General features: G+C 52.7%; 14 protein-coding genes. 4 read left to right on the top strand and 10 right to left on the bottom strand.

Features of this window, described 5'->3' with window-relative positions:
- The coding region (locus tag INT32_RS21620) for a 2OG-Fe(II) oxygenase (RefSeq protein ID WP_193090754.1) at positions 1-574 on the top strand (574 nt) is incomplete at its 5' end.
- Complete coding sequence (locus INT32_RS21615; protein WP_193090753.1) at positions 537-815, top strand: Ada metal-binding domain-containing protein; 279 nt, start codon at positions 537-539, stop codon at positions 813-815. The genes INT32_RS21620 and INT32_RS21615, both read left to right, overlap by 38 nt.
- A gap of 14 nt (positions 816-829) precedes the next feature.
- Here INT32_RS21615 and INT32_RS21610 read toward each other — a convergent pair whose 3' ends face one another.
- From INT32_RS21610 to INT32_RS21575, 8 genes are all read right to left on the bottom strand, one after another.
- Positions 830-1,795, bottom strand: coding sequence for a tripartite tricarboxylate transporter substrate binding protein (locus tag INT32_RS21610; protein ID WP_193090752.1), 966 nt, complete (start codon positions 1,793-1,795; stop codon positions 830-832).
- A 190-nt stretch (positions 1,796-1,985) separates the two neighbouring features.
- Positions 1,986-2,456: a MaoC/PaaZ C-terminal domain-containing protein gene (locus tag INT32_RS21605; protein WP_193090751.1), complete on the bottom strand. Its 471-nt coding sequence runs from the start codon at positions 2,454-2,456 to the stop codon at positions 1,986-1,988.
- A 4-nt stretch (positions 2,457-2,460) separates the two neighbouring features.
- Positions 2,461-4,047: an AMP-binding protein gene (locus INT32_RS21600; protein ID WP_193090750.1), complete on the bottom strand. Its 1,587-nt coding sequence runs from the start codon at positions 4,045-4,047 to the stop codon at positions 2,461-2,463.
- 1 nt (position 4,048) lies between these two features.
- Positions 4,049-4,750, bottom strand: coding sequence for an ABC transporter ATP-binding protein (locus INT32_RS21595; protein ID WP_193090749.1), 702 nt, complete (start codon positions 4,748-4,750; stop codon positions 4,049-4,051).
- An 8-nt stretch (positions 4,751-4,758) separates the two neighbouring features.
- Positions 4,759-5,514, bottom strand: coding sequence for an ABC transporter ATP-binding protein (locus INT32_RS21590; protein ID WP_193090748.1), 756 nt, complete (start codon positions 5,512-5,514; stop codon positions 4,759-4,761).
- Positions 5,511-6,395 carry a branched-chain amino acid ABC transporter permease gene (locus INT32_RS21585; protein ID WP_193090747.1) on the bottom strand — a complete coding sequence of 295 codons (885 nt, stop codon included), beginning with the start codon at positions 6,393-6,395 and terminating at the stop codon, positions 5,511-5,513. Before INT32_RS21585 ends, INT32_RS21590 begins: the two co-directional genes overlap by 4 nt.
- 13 nt (positions 6,396-6,408) lie before the next feature.
- Positions 6,409-7,287, bottom strand: a complete 879-nt coding sequence (locus tag INT32_RS21580) for a branched-chain amino acid ABC transporter permease (RefSeq protein ID WP_226817344.1) — start codon at positions 7,285-7,287, stop codon at positions 6,409-6,411.
- A 9-nt stretch (positions 7,288-7,296) separates the two neighbouring features.
- On the bottom strand, positions 7,297-8,430 hold the full coding sequence (locus INT32_RS21575) for an ABC transporter substrate-binding protein (protein WP_193090746.1): 1,134 nt from the start codon (positions 8,428-8,430) through the stop codon (positions 7,297-7,299).
- 375 nt (positions 8,431-8,805) lie between these two features.
- On the opposite strand from INT32_RS21575, the gene INT32_RS21570 reads away from it, so the two are divergent.
- Positions 8,806-9,924, top strand: coding sequence for a muconate/chloromuconate family cycloisomerase (locus INT32_RS21570; RefSeq protein WP_193090745.1), 1,119 nt, complete (start codon positions 8,806-8,808; stop codon positions 9,922-9,924).
- A 95-nt stretch (positions 9,925-10,019) separates the two neighbouring features.
- On the opposite strand, the gene catC is transcribed toward INT32_RS21570, so the two are convergent.
- Together catC and INT32_RS21560 are read right to left on the bottom strand one after the other, a co-directional pair.
- Positions 10,020-10,295 carry a muconolactone Delta-isomerase gene (gene catC, locus INT32_RS21565; protein WP_193090744.1) on the bottom strand — a complete coding sequence of 92 codons (276 nt, stop codon included), beginning with the start codon at positions 10,293-10,295 and terminating at the stop codon, positions 10,020-10,022.
- A gap of 82 nt (positions 10,296-10,377) precedes the next feature.
- On the bottom strand, positions 10,378-11,376 hold the full coding sequence (locus INT32_RS21560; RefSeq protein ID WP_193090743.1) for a tripartite tricarboxylate transporter substrate binding protein: 999 nt from the start codon (positions 11,374-11,376) through the stop codon (positions 10,378-10,380).
- A 153-nt stretch (positions 11,377-11,529) separates the two neighbouring features.
- Here INT32_RS21560 and INT32_RS21555 point away from each other — a divergent pair.
- The coding region (locus INT32_RS21555; protein ID WP_193090742.1) for a LysR family transcriptional regulator at positions 11,530-11,746 on the top strand (217 nt) is incomplete at its 3' end.

The following is an 11,746-nucleotide window of genomic DNA, read 5'->3' as shown; positions in this document are numbered from 1 at the left end:
ATTGTTCTTTTTTGAAGATAAACTGCCCGAAGTGCTTGCCGTTTTGCGTAAGCAGCTATACCGCCATCTGGCGCCCATCGCCAATCGCTGGAACGAAGTATTGGAAATCGGATACCGCTATCCCGACACCTTGGACAGTTTTCTACAGGCTAATCACGATGCCGATCAGAACCGACAACTGTCGCATCTGCATCGATTGCAGGAATCAGACTATATCGCCTTGCATCAACGCAACGACGGCCAGCTGGTGTTTCCGTTACAAGCAGTGCTGTTGCTCAGCGAGCCAGGGCAGGATTTTCGCGGCGGCGAGCTGGTCATGACAGAACAGCGCCCGCGCATGCAGTCGCGACCCCTTGTCCTGTCGCTGCAGCAGGGCGATATCGCCATCATGAGCACAGGCCAGCGTCCCTTCAAGGGAAGCCACGGCTTTTACCGGGTCAATATGAAACATGCCATCAGCCGCGTACGCAGCGGCCAGCGCATCGGGCTGGAACTGTTTTTTCACCACGCGCCCGGAGACAATCAGAGAGATACACATGAACAGCGCTCGCTACTGGACACTGACCGGAACTGACGGTAAACCCTGGCACAGCACGCGTCCTGGTAAGCTGGGCGGGCACAGACGCAGCAAAATCTATGGTTGCCTGGATTGCCGCACCGCCCTGCAGGCCATCGCCCGTGGGGGCTATGTGAAGCATCGCGTGTTTTTTGCCGATGAAGCAACGGCCATCGCTGCCGGGTACCGGCCCTGCGCGGTATGCCTTCCGATACAGTACGCGAGGTGGAAGGCTGCGCAGGAGCAATATGCCAACTGAAATAGTCGCGTATCCTATTGCATTTGCAGATTCGCAGCACGAACCGTATCGGCCCACAAATGCTGCTGATCATTAATAAAAGTTGCAAACTCCTCTGGCGTGTTCCCGCCAGGGGTACCACCGAGCGATTTGAATCGTGAAACGATATCGTCGCTGTGCAGCGCATCTTTGGCGGCCTGTTGAATTTTACTGACGATCTCATCCGGCGTGCCGGCTGGCGCGATCAATCCAAACCATGCATTGACGACCATATTATCAATACCCGCTTCTTTCATGGTGGGTACATCCGGCAACTGTGCCGAACGCTTATCGCCCGTGACCGCAAGGGCCCTGAATTTACCTGATTTTATAGACGGCATGGAACTGGGCAGGTTATCGATCATGAACGTATATTGACCGCCCAGCAGGCCTGATACGGCCGGTCCTGCACCTTTATAGGGAATATGCTGAGCGGTCTGTTTGATCCGTTGCAGGAACATCTCTGCAGAAAGATGCGGCGACTGCCCCTTGCCCGAGGAGCCGAACGTTCTTCGCTCTTCATTGGCAGCAAGATAAGCGACCAGTTCAGAGACCGATTTGACCGGCGTCTCGCTGTTGACAACCAGCACGTTCGGCACCGAGATGACAAGCGTAATGGGCTTGAAATCGTCCTTTTTATAGGGCAGCGTTTTGTACAAGCTATAGTTGATTGCATTGGGCCCCACATTGCCCATGCCCAGCGTGTAGCCATCAGGCTTGCTGCGGGCCAGGGCCTGCGAACCGATAATGCCCGCCGCACCGGCCTTATTCTCCACCACCACTGTCTGACCCAGGGTTTTGCTCATTTTGTCGCCCACCAGCCTGGCAGACATGTCTGTCGTGCCGCCGGGCGCAGCGGGCACAATAATCGTGATGGATTTTTCCGGCCAGGCCGCGTTGGCGGTACCTGCCAATAGCAAAGTAGCCAGCACCCCACCTGGAATGGATTGCAAAAGTTTCATTCGTGTCTCCCGCTAGTCGGTTCGATTTATGCGATCAGAGTAGCGGCTAAAGGGGAGAGTCGCCATCTGTAATTCATGAAGGCATGCTTCACCACTGTTTAATACCGATTTACCCGTAGATGCCGAAAGTTGGATCTGTATCGGCAGTCCGCGAACATCATGCGTGCCACCCGAGTGCAGGCGCTGCTTACTATTTTTGCTGCGCGCTTTGGCCGCCCTGTCGAGTCAAGACCAGAACATCGCTTTGGCCGTCCTGTACGACTTCGTCACGTTGATTGATCAATTGAAAACGACGGGCGATTTTCCCGCTATTGCCGCTTTTACCCAGTTCTGTAGACAGAATGGTCAGTTTCAAATGAATGGTGTCATTGACCAGCAACGGCCCCAGAAAATCCCAATTGCGATAGCCAAGCATGGCAATCACCGAATCATGAAATATACCCATTTCATGCATCATGCCCGTGCTGACCGCCATCCCCAATACGCCATGCACAACACGCTGGCCGAATCGGGTGGATTTTGCAAACTCCATGTCAGCATGGATCGGATTCCAGTCGCCGGAGATCATGGCGAACATGGTTAGATCCGTCTCGGTAATCGTTCTGCCACCGCTCACAAAAGTCTGGCCTTCGTTGAAATCTTCAAAATAATATCCGCTCATCGACTTATCCTAATGTTTCCTGTGCCATTTCTCTTAATTTGCGGCGCTGAATCTTGACGCCGTTTGAACTCATGGTTGTAGGAAAAGCGTCTATTTCCCAAATGCGAACCGGTAACTTGAAGGCGGCGATCGACTGCCCCAGACGGGTGCGTAACGCATTCTCGTCGAATGCGCACCCTTTGCTGGCAATGACAAAGGCAACACATCGATTCTGGCCGTCCACTTCTACGCCCACGACCTGGGCGTCATCCACGCCAGGCTGCACCTTGAGCACATCTTCAATTTCGGCCGGATTGACCAGAAAACCGGCCAGACGAATCGCATCTCCCTGACGGGTTTGATAGACAAGACTTCCATCTTCCCGTAAGTAGCCCAGATCCCCGGTGCAGAAATACCCTTCAGCATCGACTGCCTGATCAGTTGCGGCTTGATTGTCCAGGTAACCGATGAAATTGGTATCGGCATAAATCTCGATTACCCCACTTTTGCCTGTACCCAGCAATTGACGGGTCTGTGGATCACGAATCCGCAGTCGCGCCTGCGGATTGGCCGGAACGCCTCCCGGCAGAAGTCTTTCATTCAATGGCATGTCGGGCGGCTGCAGTGAAAACAACGCCTGAACCTCGCTGGATCCATACAGGCCATACATCGGCATTTTTCTATCCCACGCCTTTTTACCGAAGCTATCGAACCCTGCATGAAACGCAGCAAAGCCGAACACACGCGCCGACGGAAACGGTATCGGGCTATGGGTGTGATCCAGCATTCGGCTGAACATTTCATCACTGCCAAATAAATGAGTAACCCGATGCTCATTTATCAATATGTTCGCCTGTGCTGCATCAAACGTGTCCATCAGCACAACTGGCTTTCCTGCTGCGAAGCAGCCGAACACGGCATTAAAACCGAATACACCACAAAACGGCAGCGCAGCGAGTAATCTCACGCCCGCTTGCTCGAACCGGTAGGCCCGTGCAACATGTTGGCTATGCGCCGATATGGTGCGTTGTGTATGCATGACAAGCTTGGGTGCACTGGTGGTCCCCGATGTGGTAAACAGAATACACAGCGCCTGCGCCGCATCATTTCGCGGGACTGAAAAATCATCCGGTAACGCCTCTAGCGCCAAGGCCGACACCGGTTTGCTCAACAAACAATCGGGCATCTCGCCTGAGGGATTGACAAATACGATCGACTTCAAGTGTTTCAGGCTCTGTTCATTCACTTGCCTGAGGATGGACATAAAGTCGATTTTTCTGAAGTCCGGCTCCAGAATCAACATGCTGGCTTCGGATTTTTCCAGGATGTGAGAGACCTCATGCGAGCGGTACCGTGTATTGACCGTTACCAGCGTCGCACCCAGCGCGCTCAGTCCGAACAGCAGAGCCAGCCATTCCATGCGGTTTACCAGCCATACAGCGACCCGGTCACCCTGTCCGATGCCCTGCTTTTGCAGCCAGTAGGCGGCGCGGTCGCACAGATCAGCGAATTGAGCATAGGTAAATCTTTGATCACCGTCGATAAAGGCGATCCGGTCCGGGCACTCGCGCCGGTGATGCTCCAGCAAATCAACAATTGTGCAGGCCTGCATCTCAATAGAGCTCCATCAGTTTTGCATTATCCGATAGATCTTGCGGCAAGGACTCCTGGATGATGGCCCCTGCCTTCATTACCAGTACCCGATCGGATATTTTCAGGGCTTCTCTGACATTTTGCTCAACGAGCAAAATGGACATGCCGGTTGAAAGTTGCAGTTCGCGGATCGGTTGCAACAAATCCTGAAACAGCTTGGGGGCAAGCCCGATTGACGGCTCATCCATCAGCAGGCAATGGGGTCGGGAAAGCATCGCCCTGCCAATGGATACAATCTGCTGTTGGCCTCCAGACAAGGTGCCCGCTCTTTGATGATAAAAATCTTTTAGCGCTGGCAAAATCGACATGACCCATTCAAGACGATCGGCCCGTTGATCCTTGGCGATACCGGCAGCCCACATGCCCATTTTCATGATCTCCTGAACCGTGAGGCCTGGGAAAATCCCTCGACCTTCAGGCACCAGGGAAATACCTTTGTCCGTCAACAGCCTGGGTTCGATACGATCCGCTTTTTCTTCACCAATGAAAATCTCTCCATGTTGTCGCGGAATCAGTCCGTAAAGCGATTTGATCAACGTGGATTTTCCGGCACCATTATGCCCAATCAGGCAAAGCACCTCGCTCTTGCGCAGTTCAAAGTTAAAATGCTCAAGAACCGGTCGACCGCCGTAGCCTACGGTCAAATCGATGGTCTTTATCATCGTCCCTGTCACTGTGCTCTCTCCCCGAAGTAGATCGCCGTCAAGTGGGGATCTTTCAGAACGACATCGGGATCTCCGTCTGCCATCAATTTGCCCTGATCCAGGAAGGCGACACGATCGGAAATACTATAAACAATATCCAGGTTGTGCTCAATAATGCAAACGGTGACGCCTTCTTTGACTTCACTGCGCAACAAATCAAGGAAATGAGAGTATGAGCCCCGGTCCAGGCCTGAAGCGGGTTCATCGAGCAACCATATTTTTGCATCTGCGGCCATAATCCTGGCCATACTCAAAAACTTTCTTTCGGCGTAGGACAGATCCAGCGCCCGAACGCCAGATTTGTGGGAAAGACGTGTTTTTTCCAGAATATCCTTTACCTTCTGTCTTCGTTGCAAAAGTCCTGAGCGCCCTCCGGGCTGCCATAACCAGGCGATGGGCTCCATCACCGACAACACGTTTTGCTCAACCGTCATTCGGTCAAACAAACGCAAGTCCTGAAACGTTCTTGCAATACCTTTGCGGGCTATTTTCCAGTGCGGGAGCCCCACAAGAGACTCTCCCCGCCACAGAATATCGCCACCGGTCGGGGCAAGATGCCCCGTAATCAGATTGAATAACGTCGTTTTGCCGGCACCGTTGGGGCCCACCAGGGTCGTCACAATACCGGCCCGCATATCAAGCGATACATTCTGCGTCACCTTCAATCCACCGAAATTTTTTTGAAGATTTGATATACGCAAGAGCACTTGATTTTCAGTCATGATTTAGCCTGTTTGCCGGACGATCCAATAAGCCCGCCTGGGCGAAAAATCATCAGCAGCACCATGGCGATGCCATATGCAATTTGTTGAATTGCACCGATTTCTGTCTGCGGCAGGAACCACATATAGCTGAACAGGCTGGGAAGCACCATCAGGATAACGGCGCCCGCCAATGGTCCCAACAGGGTTCCGGTACCGCCAATAATCACCATTGCCATCAGCAGCACCGACGTATCAAGCGTGAAACTCTCTACATTGATAAAACCGTTGTAGAACGCGTAAAGCGCACCGGCAATGGCTGATAACGCAGAAGAAATCACCACTGCCAGTGTTTTTATGACGGCAACATTCTTACCCATGGCATAGGCAGCCGACTCGCTGTCGCGAATTGCCTGAAGATTGCGGCCAAAACTGGAACGCGACAAAATCGTGATAATTGTGGCAACAACAATAAGTGAAACGAATGCCAGTAACAGAAATTGCGCCGGGTCGATCACATCAAAACCGAAAACATTGGCGGCCGGAATGCCAATCACGCCGCCAATGCCGCCTGTAAAGGACTTCCATTCCGAAAAAACGGTCACGCCGATGACCTGCAGGCCTAGCGAGGCCGCTACAAAATACTCACCACGTACGCGCAATGCAGGCAGGGCCAGAACGAGCGACACCAGCGCGCATACGCACATTGCGATTGGAATCGTCAGAAAAATGGAAACGCTCAAGTGCATGGCAACGTATGCCGCTGTATAGGCGCCCAATCCGAAGAAAATCGCATGTGCCATGGAGAAAATTCCCGCATAGCCCATGATGAAGTTCAGGGTCAGCGCGAGAACGGCATTAATGCAAATGAGTGTGGCAAGGTTCAGAATATAGGCAAGCATGATTGAATCGCAGCTAGGTGGCTATCGCACGGCCGAAAAAGCCCGATGGCCGCAACAGAATGAACAGGAACAACACCACAAACGTAACTGCTTCACTCCACTGGGGGCCAAGATAGATCAGGGCAACATTTTCTGTGATGCCCAGCAGCATTCCGGCAAGCGCAGCGCCCTTCATACTCCCTACGCCACCCACAATGGTTGCCGCCAGACTGATTAGCATGACATGATGCGCGATGGCGGGGTTCAGGCCCGAGCTGGCTCCAGTCAGGATGGCCGCTGGTACAACCAGCACAGAACCAATAGCGAAAACCAGGGTAGAAAGATGCCGGGGGTTTAGTCCGTAAATGCGAACCAGAGCCGGATTTTCGGACAGTGCCCGCATGGCAATACCAATATGCGTTCTGTTAAGAAATACCTGCAGTGCAAAGAAAAATGCCAGCATACAAATGATGGCAAGGCCTGAAAGCGGCGAAACGAACAATCCCGGCATGAGCTGCACACTTTCGGAAAGCGGAGTTGTAACAGACACAAATCCCCTTCCAAAGATCATCCCAATCAGATTCTGAACGATAATGCCAACGCCAAGCGAAGCCACAAACACAGTAAAAAATGACCCTTCGTGCCTCTGTATGGGCGCGTAGATCCACTTATCGAGCACAATACCAAAGATGATCGCCCCGATTGTTGATGCCAGCACAGCCAATACCCAATGCAATTGGGCCATCGAATAAAGATAATAGAAAATGTAGGCAGCAATGGTAAAGGTTGCACCATGGGCAAAATGGAAGATCCTGGTGCATCCGAAAATCAGAGAAAATCCTACTGCGATCAGGGCGTATAGCGCACCGCTTTGTATTCCATTGATCAATAGCTGAACGGCCAACATAGACATACTTCCCGTCTACTTTTCGGTTACCGATACAACTTTTCCGCCAGCCCCGTCTATTTCATTTACCTGCATTGGACTGATCACTGTTCCGTTCTCGGCGAAGGTAACCTTGCCGCCAACAAGGTCGAAGGACTTGGTTTCGTTACGCTGGCGCAAAAGATTTTCACCGGTAATGGGTTCGCCTTTTTTCTTCAGTTCACTGGCGAGCAGACCAAACAGACGAACTGCGTTGTAATAGTTGGCTATATACGCTGACGGCAATTTGTTGTACTTGGACTGATAATCCTCAACAAAGCGTTTCGTTACCGGATCTTCGGACTTCCAGTCGATATTCTGCGTGGTATATACCGCCCCCTTGGCTTGCGGCAGGGCATTGGTCTCGGGAATGGAAAAGGCGCTGTAGCTGGCAATCTGCTGCTTGACGCCATTGTCTCTGAATTGCTTGATCATCTGAGACTGCTGGGATCCGTAAGAAGCTATATAGATAACATCAGGATTGGCGGCGCGTACCCGAGCGGCAATGCCGGCAAACTGTTGCATTGTTGCCGGCACGGACAGCGACTCCGCCAGTTCGCCACCCGCCTGTGGAAGGCTTGTTTCCAGTTCCTTTCTGATGCCTTCTCCCAGTGGATCATCGACATAGACCAGGACAAATTTTTTCAGATTTTTCTCTTTGATCAGATAAGGCAAAATGGCCTTGACTTCGTCTGTGGCCAACGGAATCACATTCCAAAAATAGTCACCAAGACTGGCCAGATCCGGCCCGACACCCCCACCATTGACGGCGACCGTTTTGGTTCGTGCCGCTGTTGTAGAAATCGCTTTAGAAACACCGGTAAACGCCGAGAGCACATAGGGCACCCGTGCCACGTTGACCAGCTTGTTCATACTGATCACGCCCTGCTGGGGCAATGCCTGAGTGTCTTCATACTGAATCTGCAGCTTGTCTCCAAGCAAATTGTCCTCGTTGATATGATCCCGAGCCAGATTGGCACCGGACCCGAAGATATCGCCATAGCTGGCGTTAGGGCCGCTTAGGGGAAACGCAGCGCCTATTGTGATATCTGCCGCCAGAACCGCTGTTGCAAACGAAATACTGGTCGCGCCGAACATCAGCCGCGGAACCCATTTTAAGATCCATGCCATTGTTGTCTCCTGATCGTTTTTATACTCTTCTCAGTTGCTTCCTGACGGTTGCTCCGGGAGTCTATTATTGATATTCGCACGGTATAGATTCACGGGACAATTAATTTTTTTGGAAGATACCCTTTGATCTCGATTAATGGGCGTTTACCCTAGCGACCATTTTCTGGTGTCAATCTTGAAGGGCATCCCACGTCCAGTCGCGTGTCCTTTTGCGTGCCGCAACGCAGCGAATGTGTCATTTTCGAGCGTAGCGCGCACCTTCATGGTTTCGATACCTTTAAGGTATACCTATGAACAAATTACATATTAGACCGGGCGCCGCCTGACTTATATACTCGGAACAGGAATATAAATCCGCTATCAGAGGAAATGGATATGGATGCAACCATAGTAGAAGTAAGTACGCAAATTCTTGATATCCCTACCATTCGCCCGCACAAAATGTCCGTGGCTACCATGCATAACCAATGCCTGGTCCTGGTCCGTGTCAAAACCTCCGATGGGATTGAAGGCATCGGCGAGGCGACCACCATTGGCGGACTCAATTACGGTGGCGAAAGCCCCGAAAGCATGAAGACCAACATCGATCGCTATTTTGCCCCGTTGCTTATCGGCCAGCCTGCATCAGGGCTGGCAGCCCTGCGCCAACGCATCGACAAGGCCATCAAGGACAATCGCTTTGCCAAATGCGCAATCGAGACTGCGCTCTACGATGCCTATGCAAAACGCCTGGGCGTGTCGCTGAATGCGCTGTTCGGCGGCGCCGTTCATGACCGGATCAGTGTCGCTTGGACCCTGGCCAGTGGCGATACCCAGAAAGATATCGACGAAGCACAGCAGATGCTCGATACACGCCGCCACCGACTTTTCAAGCTCAAGGTCGGCATGCGAGCGCCCAAAGATGATCTGAAACACATTCGCGCCATCCGACAGGCGCTAAGCGATGAGGCCAGCATTCGCATCGATGTGAACCAGGGATGGTCGGAAACCGAGGCAACACAGCACCTGCGTGCGCTGGCCGATGTTGGAGTCGAACTGGTGGAGCAACCCATCAATGAAAAAAACCTGGCCGGTATGCAACGCCTGACGGCGCTGGGCATTGTGCCGATCATGGCAGATGAGTCTCTCAAAGGCCCGCAGGACGGATTTGCACTGGCAAGTGCGCATTGCGCCAATGTATTTGCCATCAAGATAGAACAGGCCGGCGGCCTGCAAAACGCGCGTGACCTGATCGGCATTGCACAGGCAGCCGATATCGCCTTGTATGGCGGCACCATGCTGGAAGGCTCCATTGCCACCATTGCTGCCGCCCATCTGTTCTCTACGTTGACCCGGCTTGAGTGGGGAACGGAAATGTTCGGCCCGCTGTTACTCAAGGATGAGATTCTGGCCACACCGCTGGACTACAGCGACTACACCCTGAAGATCCCTCAGGGACCTGGCCTGGGCATCGCGCTGGATGAAGACAAGATTTCGTTCTATACACGCAAATAGAATACGGCCGGTTCAAATAGAACGAACACGGCCGGCTCAAGTAGAAAAAATACAGCCGGCACGATGCGAGATCGTTGTACCGGGTTACGACAGCGTCAGATTGCCGACGGGTGCCGGCACAATGCCGTTACCTGAATATCCATATAAGGAAACAACGGCAATCCCGACAGCAGATTGTGCAACTCTTCATTATCCTGCACATCGAAAATACTGACATTGCGATACTCGCCTACAACGCGCCAGATATGCGGCCATTTACCGGCACGCTGCAAGTCCTGCGAGTATTGCTTTTCCCTGGCCTTGATGTCGGCAGCCACTTCTGCAGGCATGTCATGAGGGATGTTTACAGCCATTTCTACCATGAATAACATATTTGATCCTTGATATTATTTGGACAAATGCAACAGTTAAACGCTACGGCTCGTGCCGTCGCGCTCACCTGGACCGTCACACTCATTGTGCCGAAATACCCGTTTCGGACAGAATTTTCTTCCATTTGCCGGTTTCGGACTGCAGATAAGCCTTGAGCTCTTCTGACGTGCTGCCGATTTTTTCGGCGCCGATGGTCTTGAAGGTGGTTTTCACCTTATCGGTTTCCATCGCCTGGATCATGGCTTTTTGCAGCGTCTGAATAACGTCGGCAGGCGTGCCGGCCGGTGCAAAAGTCGCAAACCAGGGTCGCAATTCATACCCGGGCAGCCCGCTTTCGGCAATGGTCGGGACATCGGGCAATGAGGCAGAGCGCCTGGTCGTGGTAATCGCCAGCGCCTTGAGCTTGCCTGCATCAATATGTGGTTTGGAGGACGTGATACTGTCGAACATATAGTCCACCTGACCACCCAGCAGATCCGAGACTGCCGGGCCACTGCCTTTATAGGGCACATGCAGCATATCCAAATTTCCCAGATAGGTAAACAGCGCCCCAGCCAGGTGAATAGAGGTGCCCACCCCGGCAGACGCATACGTGTATTTGCCCGGATTGGCTTTGGTCTGCTCGATAACGTCTTTAACTGAATTGACATCCTTGCGACTGGATTGCGTCACCAGAATGTTGGGCACGTCTGCCAGCAGCGAAATCGGTTCGAAGTCTGCGATCGGATCGTAGCTCAGTTTCTTGTAGAGCGATGGATTGACGGCCATACCATTGGCCACGATCATGATCGTGTAACCGTCCGGCTTGGCATTGGCCACCTGGGCCGCGCCAATATTGCCGCCGGCGCCCGGCTTGTTTTCCACGACAATCGGCTGACCCAGATCTTTGGCAAGCGACTCGCCCAGCGTGCGCGCAATGACATCCATGGCACCCCCCGGAGGAAACGGCACGATCCAGGTAATGGGACGTTCCGGATAGGCGGCAGCTGCGGCTCCGGCGGCAAACAGACCGGCAATGGCGGTCGCTGCGCAAACCGCTTTGATGCCGGGTCGTCGACGAGTATTGTGTTTCAATTGCATCTCCTTACGCTATGAGTGGCGGTGCTACTGCAGCAAGGCCGCATTCAGGCGCCCGGCGCAGTTGGCCGTTATATTGTTTTCTTTATTATCCGTATTGTTTTTGTCCGTGTCTAAGACTATATTTGGCGTAATCGATACTTTTAAGGTATGAATATGGAGTTAAGACAGATTCGCTACTTCCAGTGCGTCGCCCGGGAACTGAGTTTTACAAAGGCAGCGCGGATTCTGCATATTGCCCAGCCGCCCCTGAGCCGGCAAATAAAAATGCTGGAAGAAGAACTGGGAGTGGCGGTATTCGAGCGCCTGGGTCGCGGTATCGCGCTGACCGATGCAGGTCGCTACTTCCTGGACCAAACTGAAAAAATGACGC

This window comes from Advenella sp. FME57 (assembly GCF_014897675.1).
In the GTDB taxonomy this organism is placed as follows: Bacteria; Pseudomonadota; Gammaproteobacteria; order Burkholderiales; family Burkholderiaceae_B; genus Advenella.
This window is presented reverse-complemented; position numbering and strand designations above follow the sequence as displayed.